The sequence below is a fragment of the Thermoplasmata archaeon genome (genome assembly GCA_036395115.1).
Taxonomy (GTDB): domain Archaea; phylum Thermoplasmatota; class Thermoplasmata; order RBG-16-68-12; family RBG-16-68-12; genus RBG-16-68-12.
In genome coordinates this window covers 45,495-59,454 of sequence record DASWDU010000050.1, presented here as the reverse complement: position 1 = coordinate 59,454, position 13,960 = coordinate 45,495, and the positions used below count along the sequence as shown (strand labels likewise).

The 13,960-nt window shown below is 66.5% G+C and carries 15 protein-coding genes and 1 tRNA gene; 8 read left to right on the top strand and 8 right to left on the bottom strand.

The window, feature by feature from the left end; all coding sequences use genetic code 11:
• Positions 1 to 30 precede the first annotated feature (30 nt).
• Positions 31 to 1,992 carry a PKD domain-containing protein gene (locus tag VF992_12565; protein ID HEX9341982.1) on the bottom strand — a complete coding sequence of 654 codons (1,962 nt, stop codon included), beginning with the start codon at positions 1,990 to 1,992 and terminating at the stop codon, positions 31 to 33.
• Between the two features lie 179 nt (positions 1,993 to 2,171).
• Here VF992_12565 and VF992_12560 point away from each other — a divergent pair, with 179 nt between their 5' ends.
• A complete protein-coding gene (locus tag VF992_12560; GenBank protein HEX9341981.1) occupies positions 2,172 to 3,179 on the top strand; it encodes a histone deacetylase in 1,008 nt (335 codons plus the stop codon).
• Here VF992_12560 and VF992_12555 read toward each other — a convergent pair.
• Positions 3,171 to 4,325: a CBS domain-containing protein gene (locus VF992_12555; protein ID HEX9341980.1), complete on the bottom strand. Its 1,155-nt coding sequence runs from the start codon at positions 4,323 to 4,325 to the stop codon at positions 3,171 to 3,173. The two genes, VF992_12560 and VF992_12555, sit on opposite strands and share 9 nt — an antisense overlap.
• 115 nt (positions 4,326 to 4,440) lie before the next feature.
• Positions 4,441 to 4,809 carry a hypothetical protein gene (locus tag VF992_12550; protein HEX9341979.1) on the bottom strand — a complete coding sequence of 123 codons (369 nt, stop codon included), beginning with the start codon at positions 4,807 to 4,809 and terminating at the stop codon, positions 4,441 to 4,443.
• A gap of 78 nt (positions 4,810 to 4,887) precedes the next feature.
• On the opposite strand from VF992_12550, the gene VF992_12545 reads away from it, so the two are divergent.
• A complete protein-coding gene (locus VF992_12545) occupies positions 4,888 to 5,166 on the top strand; it encodes an acylphosphatase (protein ID HEX9341978.1) in 279 nt (92 codons plus the stop codon).
• A gap of 22 nt (positions 5,167 to 5,188) precedes the next feature.
• Here VF992_12545 and VF992_12540 read toward each other — a convergent pair whose 3' ends face one another.
• The 5 genes from VF992_12540 to VF992_12520 all read right to left on the bottom strand — a co-directional run bounded on the left by VF992_12540 (position 5,189) and on the right by VF992_12520 (position 9,317).
• Positions 5,189 to 6,043, bottom strand: a complete 855-nt coding sequence (locus VF992_12540) for a TatD family hydrolase (protein ID HEX9341977.1) — start codon at positions 6,041 to 6,043, stop codon at positions 5,189 to 5,191.
• 63 nt (positions 6,044 to 6,106) lie between these two features.
• Positions 6,107 to 6,550 (bottom strand): SRPBCC domain-containing protein, encoded by a 444-nt coding sequence (locus VF992_12535; protein HEX9341976.1) that lies wholly within the window; start codon positions 6,548 to 6,550, stop codon positions 6,107 to 6,109.
• Positions 6,551 to 6,578: 28 nt separating this feature from the next.
• Positions 6,579 to 7,127 (bottom strand): TATA-box-binding protein, encoded by a 549-nt coding sequence (locus VF992_12530; GenBank protein ID HEX9341975.1) that lies wholly within the window; start codon positions 7,125 to 7,127, stop codon positions 6,579 to 6,581.
• 86 nt (positions 7,128 to 7,213) lie between these two features.
• Positions 7,214 to 8,140, bottom strand: coding sequence for a 2-dehydropantoate 2-reductase (locus VF992_12525; GenBank protein HEX9341974.1), 927 nt, complete (start codon positions 8,138 to 8,140; stop codon positions 7,214 to 7,216).
• 232 nt (positions 8,141 to 8,372) lie between these two features.
• Positions 8,373 to 9,317 carry an endonuclease V gene (locus VF992_12520; protein HEX9341973.1) on the bottom strand — a complete coding sequence of 315 codons (945 nt, stop codon included), beginning with the start codon at positions 9,315 to 9,317 and terminating at the stop codon, positions 8,373 to 8,375.
• A 62-nt stretch (positions 9,318 to 9,379) separates the two neighbouring features.
• On the opposite strand from VF992_12520, the gene VF992_12515 reads away from it, so the two are divergent.
• From VF992_12515 to VF992_12490, 6 genes are all read left to right on the top strand, one after another.
• Positions 9,380 to 10,666 carry an amidohydrolase family protein gene (locus VF992_12515; protein HEX9341972.1) on the top strand — a complete coding sequence of 429 codons (1,287 nt, stop codon included), beginning with the start codon at positions 9,380 to 9,382 and terminating at the stop codon, positions 10,664 to 10,666.
• Between the two features lie 3 nt (positions 10,667 to 10,669).
• Positions 10,670 to 11,326, top strand: coding sequence for a ribonuclease HII (rnhB, locus tag VF992_12510; GenBank protein HEX9341971.1), 657 nt, complete (start codon positions 10,670 to 10,672; stop codon positions 11,324 to 11,326).
• Complete coding sequence (locus tag VF992_12505; protein HEX9341970.1) at positions 11,323 to 11,652, top strand: SCP2 sterol-binding domain-containing protein; 330 nt, start codon at positions 11,323 to 11,325, stop codon at positions 11,650 to 11,652. The genes rnhB and VF992_12505 overlap by 4 nt, the downstream gene beginning before the upstream one ends.
• 81 nt (positions 11,653 to 11,733) lie before the next feature.
• A tRNA-Met gene (locus VF992_12500) sits at positions 11,734 to 11,870 on the top strand.
• 178 nt (positions 11,871 to 12,048) lie between these two features.
• A complete protein-coding gene (locus tag VF992_12495) occupies positions 12,049 to 13,131 on the top strand; it encodes an ATPase domain-containing protein (GenBank protein ID HEX9341969.1) in 1,083 nt (360 codons plus the stop codon).
• Positions 13,128 to 13,910, top strand: coding sequence for an ATPase domain-containing protein (locus VF992_12490; protein HEX9341968.1), 783 nt, complete (start codon positions 13,128 to 13,130; stop codon positions 13,908 to 13,910). The genes VF992_12495 and VF992_12490 overlap by 4 nt, the downstream gene beginning before the upstream one ends.
• Positions 13,911 to 13,960: the final 50 nt, after the last annotated feature.

Genomic DNA, 13,960 nt, shown 5'->3' with positions numbered 1-13,960 from the left:
CACCCCCCGGCCGCTACAGAACCTTTTCCGTCAACCGCCGTCGACGGAGAAGGTCGCGGTGGCGAGGCCGCCGTCGTCGTCGTGCAGAGTGAGGGTGATGACGAGCGGGCCCTCCGTCGCATATCCGTGGACGATCAGCGTATCTAGGTCGAAAGGCGCCGTCCCGCCCTGACTCTGCGCCGGGTCCGGTCCCACGCCGTCGTTGTTGTAGAACGTCTGCATCGCCGACGTCCCGTCCCCGAAGTCCCATGTCGCGATGAGGTCGTCGCTGCCCGCGTCGTGCAGGCCCGCCCGGAACGTGACCCCGGTCCGCACGAACGATGTGGCGAGGTCCTCCGCGGTCCAGGTCCAGGTGGCCGGGTGCTGCGTGTTAAAGTTATGCGACACGCGCCGTTCCTGGCCGTCCGGCAGCATCACGACGATCCACGCGGGATTGTCGCCGGTTGGACGTCCGTTCACCGGATCGTCCAGCGGGGTGTAGGCGAGCGTCGCGGAGGGATGCTCCAGGAGGGAGAACGTCAACAGGTCCGTGGAGGCCGCCTGCGTCTGCGGTCCGCCGGGACGTCGCACGAGGTCGACGGAAGCGAGGACGCCCGCATCGGAGGAGAGCGTGAAGTTCAGGTCGTGCCACTTCTCCCCCGCCATCTCGATCCGGAAGCCCGCTTGAGCGACCGCGTCGATTCGTTGGATTTCCGGGTCGACGTTCCCGATTGCCACCGAGGCCGAGGCAGACGTCACGTGGCTGCCGTCGGTCACCTCGACGACCGCGGCACCTGCGAAGTCGTCCGTGTACGTCGCATCGGCGGCCGGGCCGGACGACCAGTCCGTGTCGAACGTGCCGTCTCCGGTGAAGTCCCAACGGAACCGCAGCGAATCGCCTTCGGGATCGCTCGAAGCGCCTGCATCCAGGTGGACCGTCTCGCCCTCGCGGCCGGAATACGGACTGCCCGCGTTCGCGATGGGCGCTCCGGTCGGGATGACGTGGACGACAGGCGGCGCCGAGACGGCGTCCGAGGCCCCGTCGGAGTCGATGTCCGAGCGGGCGCGCGGCAGCTCGATGACGCCCGCGTCGAGCGCGGGCGAGACGAGCGTGTACGACCGCGTCACCGTCTCGTAGGGCGTCGGATCCGTCGGATCGTTCGAATCGCTCTCGAGGGCGGCGGGCAGGTCGACGAACCACCGCAGGGTCCGCGACCCGTCGTCGTGGACGACGATTTCGTCCGGCGGGGTGGAGTAACTCCCCTCCTCCACGCTCCATCCCGCAGGCACGTCGTCCTCGATTGCACCGTGGGTCACGTTCACGTCGTCCGCGATGCGATCCTCGAAGGTGAATACCGCGATGTTCGTCGCCTCGATCGTCACGTCGATCGGCCGCCCCGGACTCCCATCGAGTTGTGTCCAGAGGGGCTCCTTCCCGACGACGACGGTCGCGTTCGACCGCAGGTATCTCCACAGATCCACCTGCGTGTTGTCGTCGCCGTTCGCGTAGTGTTCGTTTTTGATGACGTTCCGAACGGCGAATGGCAGCGTCTCGCCCCCGATTCGGAACGGGGTGTCGGCCTGGACGAATTGGAACTCCTCGGAGCACCACCAGGCCGGAGGATCCAGAAAGTCCTGGAGGACCTCCTCACCGTACGAGTAGACGAGGGACCCGCCGGGAGGGATCGTCTGCACGGTCAAGACCGCATCTTGCGTCGTCTGGAGCGGATTCTGCGGCGGCCCGAGGGGATGGGGGCTCATGAGGAGGGCCTCCTCCGACACCTCCACCGGGACATGCGCAGCGTTGTCGACTTGGATGCCAACGGGCCGCGTCACGGTCTCGCCCTTACGCATGTAGGTTTCGTTCACGGCCGTCACGGTCACGAGGCCGCGACCCGCCGCCTCCCAGAAGCTCATCGCCTCGGTTGCCTCGGGTCGAATCGGGGAGCGAATCAGCGGGACGACGCCAGCGACCACGACGGCCCCCACGAGCAGGAGCACTGCCAGGCTCATGGAGGAAAAGTCTCGCATTGCGTCGATAATCGAAGATATGTGGGGGGGTTCGCTTAAGAGTGCCGACCCAATTCTCACTCGTTTCGCTCCCTGACTATCAGGCGTGAGAACGAACCGATTCCGAGGCCGGAGGGCGGCCTCGACGATGCCTTGAAGCCGGCCTCATCGTTCGGCCGGACGTGCTCGTCTACGATCCCCGCTTCCTCGATCACGTGGTGCCGGCGGACCACGTGGAGCGGCCGGATCGGCTGCGGGCGATCGTCGAGCGTCTGAAGCGGGAGCGGCTCGATGCCGGCATCGAGCCGGCGGGGCCCGCGACACGGGAGGACCTCGAGCGGGTCCATCAGTCGTCGTACGTCGAGTACGTCCAACATCTCGGCGAAGGATTCCTCGATCCGGAGACCGCCGTGCATCCGGAGACGTTCGGGATTGCTTCCTTGGCCGTCGGAGCCGTCGTGCAGGCGACCCGGGCGGCGCTCCGCGACGGACGCCCAACGCTCGCCCTCGTCCGCCCCCCTGGGCACCACGCGGGACCCGACTACGGCGGCGGCTTTTGCTATCTGAACAACGTGGCGGTCGCCGCGGCGGCCTGCGCGGCCCAAGGACGTCGGGTGGCCCTCCTCGACTACGACGCCCACCACGGCAACGGGACGAGGGACATCTTCGCGACGAGCCCGTCGGTCCTGTACGTCTCGACCCACGAGTACGGAATCTATCCGGGGACCGGCCCCGCCGAGGACGTCGGCGAGGCGGAGGGGCGCGGCTTCACGGTGAACGTCCCCTTCTCCGCGGGCTGTGGGGACACCTCCTACGTGCTGGCGGACGAGGCGATCATCGAGCCGATCCTCGAGGAATTCCGGCCCGACGTCGTGCTCATGAGCCTTGGCGTGGACGCCCATTACCGCGACCCATTGACCTCGCTCACCCTTTCCTCACCCGGGTACGTGGGCCTGGTCCTGCGCGCGGCGGAAGCCGCATCCCGGCTCTGCGGCGACCGGATCGCAATCGCCCTCGAAGGCGGCTACGACCTCGACGCGCTCGCCGAGGTCGTCGCAGGGGTCGTCGCTCGGGTCGAGGGGCGGACGATCGACCTCGCCCTCACGGACGTCTCCGACGACGCCGTCCACGGCCGCGCCGCGATCGAGGCGACGAAACGCGCCCACGGGGCCTACTGGAACCTACGTTGACGGCGCGTGATGCCGCTTCCGCTCCGTGACCTTGCGCTCCTTCTCCTTGACGATCCGGTTGTACAGCGTGTCGAGAAGGTCGGCCAAGGCGACGCGCAGGTCCCAGTCGAAGTGGTGGGCGTAGTAGATCCGGTGGGCGGTCGTGAAGCGGGCGCGGATGGAGTACTTCCAGCGGTCGCCCTCCGGCTTGTACTTCTGGACGTGGATCGCGAGGGTCCGCGGCTGCACGAGCTGGGCGATCCGGCGCATCTGCTTCTGGACGACCGCGTAGATCTCGTCGTACGCGTCCGTCGGCTCGTCCTCAAGGCCGCCGATCTCGACGAAGAGCTGCTCGCGCTCCTGCAGGCTCGCAAGGAACTGCATCAGGTCCTGCGTCGTGATGATCCCGACCGGCTCGTCGTCCTCCGTCACGACGACGGACGAGACGTGTTGTTTCGCCATGAGTTCCGCGGCGCGGTGGACGTCCGCATCGGGTCCGACCGTCAGGGGCGGATAGCGCATGACACCTTTCACCTCGAGCGCGACCTTTTCCTCGCGCCCCACCCGATCGCCGGCGTGCTCGCGCTTCTTCGGCCGTGCGAACAGGTCGATGACGTCCTTCATCCCGACGACACCCTTCAGGTGGCGGTTCTTGTCGACGACGGGCACGGAGCGCTCGCCGAGGGACCGCATGATCTGGACCGCGTGCTCGACCGTGTCGTCCTCTGCGACGGCCTGCGGCTTCGGGGTCATGAAGTCGCGCGCGACGACCCCTTCGAGGGCGCGCGTCTCCACGAGGGCCCGCACCAAGTCGGACCGCGAGAGGATGCCGACGACGGCCTTTCCCTTCACCACGGGGATCGCCCGGAATCCGGCGGAGATCATCTTCTCCGCGACCTCGGGCAACGTCGTCTCCGGGGTGACCTGGGGCGCGACTTCGAGCACCGTCGAGGCCTTCGTCGACGGCGGCGAATTCCGACGGCGCATCAGCTCGCGCATCGTCACGATGCCGACGAGCTTCTTCCGCTCCAGGACGGGGATCTCGTGGATGTCCCTCGTCTTCATCTTGCCGAGGACGTCCCCGATCGTGTCGTCCGGCATCGCGGTCACAAGGTCCGTGGACATGTAGTCCGAGACGCGGAGGTCTTGGACCTTGTTCCGCTTCATTGGCGAACCTGCCGTCGGGGGTGCAGCGATAGCGGGGGCGCGTATAATAAAGTTCTTTAGAGGCCGGATCGGCCGGGCGTCTCATTCCGTCGGGACGCCTGCCGAGGCCGGCCGACTACCACCACCGGCCGTCGCCGAGCCGGCGGATGACCCACTCCTGATCGCCGCGTTCGGCGATCTCGGCGAGGGACCGGCCGATTGCGTGATGCAAGGGCTCGTGAGTGAACACGTGAACGAATACGCGACGCCACGAGATCCTCGACGGAAGACTGTCTATTTGCCAGAGATGCACGGCGGTCGTGCTCCGATACTCGCGCGACGCCGGATCCGTCGAGCCGAAGGTGACGGCGAGGCGGAGGAGCTTCTCCTGCTTGGCTTGCGAGACCACTCGGAGTTCCCGGGGTGGGACGTCGGACTTTCGGAAAAAGAAGACCCAGCGGATGCCTCCGTCGCGGAGCCGGTACATCTCGTTCGGATCGGACACGTGGCCCTCCGCCGCGCGAATATGCGGACGGGAGCGGTTTCGTAAAGTTCTTTCCATCCCTCTCGATTTGGCAACGCCATGGACGGCCGAGCCCGCGTGATCTTCCGCGGCCGCGTGCAAGGTGTCTACTTCCGCGCGCACTGCGCGGAGAGGGCGGAGGCCCTGCGCCTCGACGGATATGTGCAGAACCTCCCGGACGGGAGCGTCGAGGCGGTCTTCGAGGGCGATCGGTCCGCCATCGAATCGTGCATCGAATGGAACAAAGCCTCCCAGCCGTACGCGCAAGTCACCGGCGTCGAGATTTCGTGGACGTCGCCGAGAGGGGACCTGAAAGGGTTCCACGTACGACGCGGTTGAGATGGGACCCGCCGTCGCCGCGTCATCCGCGAAGCTCGATGCCGTACGTGCGCTCGGGGAGGTCCTTGTGGATCTGCCACGCGTCCTCTTCCCGGAGGACGCCTCGTTCGAGCCAGGCCCTCGTCTTCCGCGGGACGGTGGCGGGGCCGAGAACCGCACCGGGCCGCCGAGGGTCGTCGATGTAGTCCGTCTCGAGCAAGAACCGCGGACCGCCCCGAAGGGCCGTCGCCACGAGATCCTCCTTCGCGAGGATCGAGGGCACGACGCCGTGCGTGTCCTCCGGCCGCGTGACTGGCGTCGAGTGATGTTTCACGACCCGGTCCGGGGCGAGGCCGGCTCTCGACGCGATCTCGGCGAATTCTGCGAACGTCTGCGGCGTCGGATCTTCCGTGTGCAGGATGACCGCGCACCCGAGGCCTTTCGCGCTCCGCATCGCATATTCGAGGAGACCATTACACGCGGAAATCGCGTCGGCGGCGACGGGGAAATGCGGCCGTCCGACTTCGCCGAATGCGATCGCGCGACCCTCCGCGATGTGTCGGGCGGCTCCGTCGATCCCCTGCTGCATCGCCTCGACGGCCGCCTCGGGTCCGATCGTCTCCCGAAGGCCGAGGAACTCGACGGGATATGGACCCAGGGCGACGAAGACCTGAAGCGACGTCGCCGCGCGCACTGCGTCGGCCATCGACAGGGTCTTGCGGTACGCCCCTTCGAAATCTTCCCCGCGGAGGATTGGCACCTCGTCGTACGGCGTATGGGTCAAGAGCATCGCGGTGCCGCCGGCTTGCTCGAACGCCTTCGCCGCCGTGACCCCTTGGAACTCGGCTCGAAGGTGGATGTGATTGTCGAAAATGGGTGTCCGCACGGTCGGTCGCACGCGTTCGCCGAGACGTACCCCGCCGCGGAGATAAGCCTTCTCGCCCGCGCCGTCCCGACGTTGTCAGGGAGGCGGCATCGACTCCGTCCGCGTTCTGAGTGCACGGTTCATCTCCTCGAAGCCGCGTCTCGCGTCCCGATCGAGGCTCCGAGTGAGGAGCGGGACCAGGATGCCCCGGAACCGCTCGCGCTGGACGAAGCGCACGCGTTTCGGTCCGGCCTCCTCGATTTCGAAGATGTGCTCGCCGTCGAAGAGCCCGGGCACGCCGAGATGCCCGAGCCAACGGAGTTCGCGGTTCCGGTCCGCCTTCGTCACGGTCGGTCGGAATGTCATTCCCCGGGTCCCCGACGACTGCATGAACACCTCGAGTTTCGTGCCGACCTTCGGTACGCCGGACACGTGACGGATGAACGGATTCCATTCGGCAAAGGCGGGGAAGTCCGTGAGCGAATGCCACACACGGTCCGCGGAGGCCTCGATGTCGATCTCCGTCCGGATTTCCTTCATCGATCCTCCGGCGACAGACGGCGCGAGGTCAGCGGAGCAACCCGGCGGCCTTGAGCTCCTGCGTGATCTTCTCCACGGCCTGCTCGACGTCAGAGGGCTTCCGCGCGCCCGTGCACACGAGCTTGCCGCTGCCGAACAACAGGACGACGACCTTCGGCACGTCGATCCGGTACACGAGGCCCGGGAACTGCTCCGGTTCGTACTCGACCTTTTCCAGTCCGAGGGAGATCGCGATCGCGTTCAGGTTGATCTCCGTCCCGAGATCCGATGAGGCGACGATGTTCTGCACCTCGATCTCCGGGTTCTTCTTGATCGGGATGCCGGCGGCCTCGATCTGCTTCGCGACCATGTCGATCGCGGTCTTGACGTGCTCGAGGCTCTTCGCGCCCGTGCAGACGACCTTGCCGCTTCGGAACAGGAGGGTCGCCGTCTTGGGCTCCTTCAGGCGATAGATGAGGCCGGGGAACTGCTCCGGTTCGTACTCGGCGCCGCCGAGCGCGAGGGCGATCGCCTGAAGGTCGAGTTCCTCTCCGAGGGAGGTCGACGCGACGACGTTCTCGATCTTGATTTTCGCCAAGGTCACACCTCCGATCCTCTCCGCTCCCGGATCGAGGCGCGGACGGGGGTCGCCGCGGAGGGGAGTTAAATAGTCGTTTATAAAGGTTAGTTGGCGAACTTCGACTCCGACGTCTCCCGGACCGCCGACTCTCGCGCGCGTACGAGGGCGTGCAGCGCCCGGTTCAGTGGTACGGGGATTCCGTGCCGTCCCGCGGCGCGGACGACCGCACCGCTGATCGAATCGATCTCCGTGCGTCGATGCCGGTCGAGGTCTTGGAGCATGCTGCCGCGGTTCGCCGCGGTCCGGCGCGCGACGAGGACCGTGCGGTGGAGGAGTTCGTCCGGATCGACGGAGGCCCCCTCCGCCTTCGCGACGGACGTTGCCTCGCGGCACACAGCCTCCATGCACGCCAAGAGACCGTTGTCACGGACGAGCCGTCCGTTCGGGACGCCGGCGAGGGCGGCGAGCGGATTGATCGACGCGTTCACGACGAGCTTCGACCACAGTTCGGTCTTGGCATCGCCGGTGATCTGGGCGACGACGCCGACGTCCGCGAGGAGGTCGCGCAGTCGGACGAGGTCCGCTTCGCGAACCCCGGCCCACGCGCCGAGGACCGTCTCGCCGACGCCCGCATGGCGAATCTCCCCGGGCCCGAGGTACGTCACCCCGTGCGCCGTCGTCCCCGCGACGACTCGGTGCGCGACCTTCGCGATCGCCTCGGCGTTCCCGAGGCCGTTCTGCACGGTGACGAACAGCGCTTCATCGGCGAAGGGGCGCAACGTGCTCATCGCCTTGGCCGTGTCGTACGACTTCGTCGTGAGGAAGATGAGCTCCGGCTCCGCGCCGGCCGGGAGGCGCGTGGCCGCGTGGGGCCTCGCGATCATCGCGGTCTTCCCGGTGATGCGGAGGCCGCGCGCTCGGATCGCCGCTACGTGGTCCGCTCTCCCGATGAGCGTGACGTCGTGACGTCGTGACAAGAGGCCGCCGAAAAAGCTCCCCATGGCGCCGGCGCCGAAGACGACGATTCGCACACCGCGGGGATGCTTGCGCGCAGAAAAAACGGTTTCGATTCGCCTATCGCATCCCGTCTTTTTTATAAAAGTCGAAAAATGGACCATCTATCGATGCTTCGCTACTTTTAAAACCCCACAAACGATACAGATGACAGGGAGGAAACGAGTGGCCAAGAAGAAGAAGGGCAAGAAAAAGAAGAGATAGGCCGCTTGCCCGCACAACCTCGCGGTGACCCGCGACGGTCGCGCCTCACCGCCTCGCACCCTTTTCCCGTTTTTCATTCCTTTTCATTTCTTTAGATGCTCGATCGGCGAGCACGAGCGGTTCCGGATACCGGTGTCGCGTCGTCCGCCTCACCAGGTCCAGTGACGTCGCGAGCGAGATCCGATGGCCCACGGAGACGAAGATCGGTCGGCCGCGACCTGGAGGGACCCAAGCGTAGCCGCGCGTCACGCCGCCGAGGGCGACCGGAATCGCCGCCGCGTCGCCGCCTAACGCTTTCATCGCGTGCCCAACGAGGGGATGCTTCGCCACCCCGATCGTCGGGATGTCGAGGCGCACACCCGCGTCGCATGCGACGCCGAACAGAGCGGGGTGCAACCGTCCGTGGCCGTCCACCATCAGGACGTCCGGTCTCGCGGAAAGGCGGCGAGTCGCCGCCTCGATTCCCGGAAACTCACGCCTCGCGAGATACGTGGGAATGTATGGGAACGAAACGGCGCGGGCGACCGTTGCGACCTCGGTGACGGCCAGCGTGCTTGCGTCGACGCAGACCGCCGCCGCGTACATCCGACCGTCGTCGTACGCCACGTCGACGCCCGCGATCCGTCGTGCGGGGCCACCCTCGTCCTTCTCGGTCACCGCGCGGGAGAGGTCCCGTTGCTCCCGGCGGAGGCGGTCGAGCAGCCCCTCCGGCGTTCGCACGGGCACGAACCGATTCGCCGGAACGCGGTCGCCCCGCAGCGGGATCCGTTCGCTCACGAGCCGTTGGCTTGCGGTCGGGAGCACCGGCCGCCCGTCGGCCCGGACGACTCGGTGGCCGGTACGGGTCGCCGGGTACTCGGTCAACCAGGAGGCCACGGCCCGAGCGGCCCGGACGTCGCCGAGGGCGCGCGCGATCCCACCGCACGTCGCAACGCGACCACGGGGGATCTGTCGCAGGCATCGGTCGAGCGCGTCCCGGAACTCGTCCACGCCCGCGTATCGGCGCCCGCCCGCAAAACCTTTCTACAGATCGTCCCATCGACGCCGCTGCCTTGTCCCTCCTGCTCCGCGGCGGGCTCATCGTCACGCAGGACGCTCGGCGGCGGATCCTGACGGGGGACGTCCTCGTGGACCGCGATCGGATCGCGGCCGTGGGCGCCGTGGCGGCGACCGGAGACGAGGTGATCGACTGCTCGGGCTGCGCGGTCCTGCCGGGTTTCGTCAACCTCCACCAGCATGTCGCGAACACGCTCCTCCGGGGCATCGCGGACGACGTCCCGCTCGAGGAGATGGTGCCGAGGGCCTCGGCGATCGACGCGAAACTCACGCGGCGCGACGTGCAAATCGGCGCCCTCCTCGGATGCGTCGAGATGATTCGATCCGGCACGACGAGCTTCCACGACCTGTTCTACTGGGAGGACGAAGTCGCCCGCGCCGTCCGTGAGTCCGGCATGCGCGGTTTCCTGTCGTGGGTGACACTCGACGAATCGGCGACGACCCAGCACGGGAGCCCGGTGAAGAACGCCGACCAGTTCGTCGCGAAGCACAACGGCGACCCGCTCGTCACCCCGTCCGTCGGCGTTCAAGGCGTCTACGCCGCCTCCGAGGAGACCTACGTCAAAGCGAAGGAGGTCGCATCCCGACACGACGTCCGGATGCACACGCATCTCTCGGAGACGCGCGGCGAGATCGAGGCCCATCGCCGGAAGACGGGCCTCCGTCCCGTCGAGTGGCTCGAGAAGATCGGGTTCCTCGATGGCCGCCTGACGGCCGCGCACTGCGTGTGGATGACCCTCAACGAGGTACGGTCCCTCGCGCGCCAAGGCGTGAGCGTCGCCCACTGCCCCGTCTCGAACATGAAGCTCGCCTCGGGCGGGGTCGCGCCCGTCCCCGAGATGATCCGCGAAGGCGTTTGCGTCGGCCTCGGCACCGACTCGCCCATCTCGAACAACGGCATGGACATGTTCGAGACGATGAAGGTCGCCACGCTCCTGCACAAGGCGACGCGCTGGGACGCGTCCGCGTTGCCCGCGCAATCGGCGCTCGACCTCGCGACGATCGAGGCGGCACGGGCGCTCCGCGTCGACGCCACACTCGGATCGATCGAGCCGGGGAAACGGGCGGACCTTGCGGTCGTCTCGTTGAAAGGCGCGCACACTACGCCTTTTTATCCCGCTAACGTCATCAGTCACCTCGTCTACGGTTGCCGCGGGAGCGATGTCCGGGCGACGGTGGTCGATGGACAGATTCTCATGGCGGACGGCGTCGTTCGGACGGTGGACGAGCCCGAGGTCGTCGCGCGAGCGCAGGAGACGGCCCGGGAACTGTTCGAGGCATGATCCGTGATTGCGGGCGTCGACGAGGCGGGCCGCGGTCCCGTCCTCGGACCCCTCATCGTCGCCGGCGTCGCGATCGAGTCGGACGTGCCGTTGCGGCAGATGAACGTCCGCGATTCGAAGAAGCTCACGCCCGAACGGCGGGAGGTCCTGGCCCCGGAGATTGAGAAGGTCGCGCGGTACGAGCTCATCGTGATCCCGGCGGAGCGGATCGACGTCATGCGGGCGGAGATGTCCCTGAACGACTTCGAGGCGAAGCTCTTCGCCGAGCTGATCGACAAGCTCCGGCCCGAGACGGCGTACGTCGACGCGGCCGACGTCGACGAGATTGAGTTCAAGAAGGCGGTGCAGCGGGAACTGCCCGTCCATGTGGAGATCGTGTCGCAGCACAACGCCGACGAGCTCTTCCCCGTCGTCAGCGCCGCCTCGATCCTGGCGAAGGTGCGCCGCGATCGCGAGATGCGATTGATTGAACAGGAGTTCGGCGTGCCGATCGGGTCGGGATATTCCCACGACGCCGTGACGATCGCCTTCCTGGAAAAGTGGATTAGGGACCACGGTTCTCTGCCGCCGCACACGCGGGCCTCGTGGGACACGGCCCGCCGCCTCATTTCGGAGTCCCGCAACCGGAAGCTCGACGAGTTCGGCGGGGGCAAGTCATGAGGGCGATGCTTGAGGGCCTGATCCAGAAGTTCAACGCGAAGGCCGAATCGGACCCCACGTTCCGGGCGGAGCTCGGCGACCTCTCGAAGACCGTGATGATCGATCTGAAAGACGGGACGAAGTATCACTTCACGGTCAAGGATGCGAAGGTCGCGGAACTCCTCGAGGGCGGAGTGGACCAGGCGGACATCACGATCCTCACGGACGCGGACACGCTCCGCGCGCTGATCCTGCGGGAGATTGGTCCGTTCAAGGCGTATGCCACGGGCAAGATCAAATTGAAAGGCAGCCTCGAAGACCTCGCGCGGTTCCGGAAGTTTTTCTGAGATCGCGCGATAGGTTTATCCGACACATCCCAATGCGGACGCTCGACCGCCTCCGCGGGCCGCGAATTGATCCGAAGATGAAGCGGGGTGGGGTAGCCAGGATATCCCGTCGGGCTCATACCCCGGGACTCCCAGGTCCCCGGTGAGACACCCGGAGATCGATGGTTCAAAAGGGCCGCGAGGACGGACCTCCGGCCCGGGACATCCATCCCCCGCTATGGGGACGCGCGGCACGCGGAGCGGCCTTCCGAGGCGCCGGAGGCGGATCGGCGGTTCCTTTCGGCTGTTCCGCGCCCGCTCAGTCGCAACGCCCGGCCGTCTCTGGCGCGCGCTGATTCTCACGACGCAACGTTTATCCTGAATGGGCCGGGTGGCTCGATTGGCGGCAGGCCTTCGATGGATCGCATCAAGACAGGCGTGGCCGGCCTCGACACGATGCTGAGCGGGGGACTCTTGCCCGCCCGGCCGTACGTCGTGTCGGGCCCCACGGGGAGCGGCAAGACGATCCTCTCGGCCCACTTCCTTCTAGAGGGCCTCCATGCGCAGGAACCGTGCCTCCTCGTCACGCTCGACGAGCCTCCGATCGAGGTCAAGTCGAACATGGCCGTGTTCGGCTGGAACATGGACCGCCTCAAGATCCTCGACGCGACTCCGGATGTGCGCGCGCACAAGCGCACCCGCTCCGTGATTGACGTCGGCACTTCCCTCGACGTCCGCGACATGGAACAAGTCACGGACATCCGGCAGTCTTCCGTGGTGCGCGCCCTCGAGGTGACGGTACACAGCGTGCAGAAGATGATCAAGCAGGAGTTCGCCCAGCACCTGGAGCGGACGAAACAGCGGTACAAGCGGATCGTCATCGACTCGATGACGGCCCTGAAGATGTTCTCGATGCATGGCGAGGACAGCCGCATCCTGATCCAGTCGTTCCTCCGATTCCTCTCCGAGCTCGAGGCGACCACGATCATTGTGTCCGAGCACCTGGACCGAAAGGCGCTGGAGACGGAGTTCTTCCTCTCGCGCGGGGAAATCCGCCTGCACAAGTGGCTCGACGGAAGCGTCATTCGCCGCGCGATCTCGATCGAGAAGTTCCGGGGATCGTCGTTCGACGACCGCATGCGTCCCGTCGCCATCACCGATAAGGGAATGGCCGTCTCCCTCGACCCAACGCCTCAGTCCCGCGAGTCGGTGTCGGGTCCGAAACCGGGCGAATCGTTGCTCGAGACGCGCATCATCGATGAGGTCTCGAACGTCATCGAGTCCGTGATGCGGGGGATCGAGGAAGCGCACCGCCGGCAGATCGCGGTTCGGGATGTCGAAGTTGCACTCTCGCGCGCGATGCTGGCGTTCCAGCGGCGCAACTACCAGAAGGCGATGAAGATCGCCCTGTCCTGCGATTCCTCGCTGAAGGAGCGCGTCGGGTCGGCGCCGCCCCCGCCGACCCCGACAGTGCCGCCGCGGCCGCCGGTGATCCGGTGACCAGCGCCGCGAAGATTCGCACGGGCGTCTCCGGACTCGACAAGATGCTCCACGGAGGCCTCGTCCCCGGGCGGCCCTACATTCTCTCTGGCTCGCCCGGATCCGGGAAGACGATCCTCTCGGTGCAATTCCTTCGCGAAGGCCTCGAAGGCGGGGAGCGCTGTCTCTTCGTCGCCCTCGAGGAGCCGCCGAACGAGCTGAAGATCAACATGCGGGCGTTTCGCTGGAACCTCGACGACCTCGATGTGCTCGACGCGAACTCCGACATCCGACGCTTCGAGCCGACGCCCCTGCTCGAGATCAGCACGGAAGAGGAGCCGATCAAGATGCGCGCGATCGGCGAGCGCATCCGGAAGACGCCGGATTTCGAGAGCAAGGAGGTCACTGTCCATTCGCTGCAACAGCTCCTCAAGAACCTCCTGATCAAGAAGAACTACGAGCGCGTCGTGATCGACTCGATCACCGCGCTGAAGTACTTCTGCATGCGGGAGTTCGAGACGGTGCTCACGACGCAGTCGTTCATGCGGTACCTCGCGGAGTCGAAGGTCACGTCTCTCCTGACACTCGAGCTCCCCGAGGAGGGAGACGTCCCCCCGGAGTCGTTCCTGGCCCGCGGCGAGTTCCGGCTCCACAAGCTCCGGGACGAGACCGGCATCAAGCGATTCGTCTCCGTCGAGAAGTACAAAGGTTCGTCCCACGACGAGGTCGTCTTCCCTTTCGACATCACCAACTCCGGGATCGTCGTGAACTCCGCGGCGAATCCCTCGATGTCGACGTAGGCGGCCGCGCGCGCGGCGGCTCCGCGGCGGATGTCAAAGCCTGTTTTGTC

Excerpts from the sequence above, each read along its gene's own strand:
- VF992_12565 (HEX9341982.1), bottom strand. The coding sequence starts at position 1,992 with ATGAGCCTGGCAGTGCTCCTGCTCGTGGGGGCCGTCGTGGTCGCTGGC.
- VF992_12555 (HEX9341980.1), bottom strand. The coding sequence starts at position 4,325 with ATGAAGCGGAACAAGGTCCAAGACCTCCGCGTCTCGGACTACATGTCC.
- VF992_12545 (HEX9341978.1), top strand. The coding sequence starts at position 4,888 with ATGGACGGCCGAGCCCGCGTGATCTTCCGCGGCCGCGTGCAAGGTGTC.
- VF992_12535 (HEX9341976.1), bottom strand. The coding sequence starts at position 6,550 with ATGAAGGAAATCCGGACGGAGATCGACATCGAGGCCTCCGCGGACCGT.
- VF992_12505 (HEX9341970.1), top strand. The coding sequence starts at position 11,323 with ATGAGGGCGATGCTTGAGGGCCTGATCCAGAAGTTCAACGCGAAGGCC.
- VF992_12495 (HEX9341969.1), top strand. The coding sequence starts at position 12,049 with ATGGATCGCATCAAGACAGGCGTGGCCGGCCTCGACACGATGCTGAGC.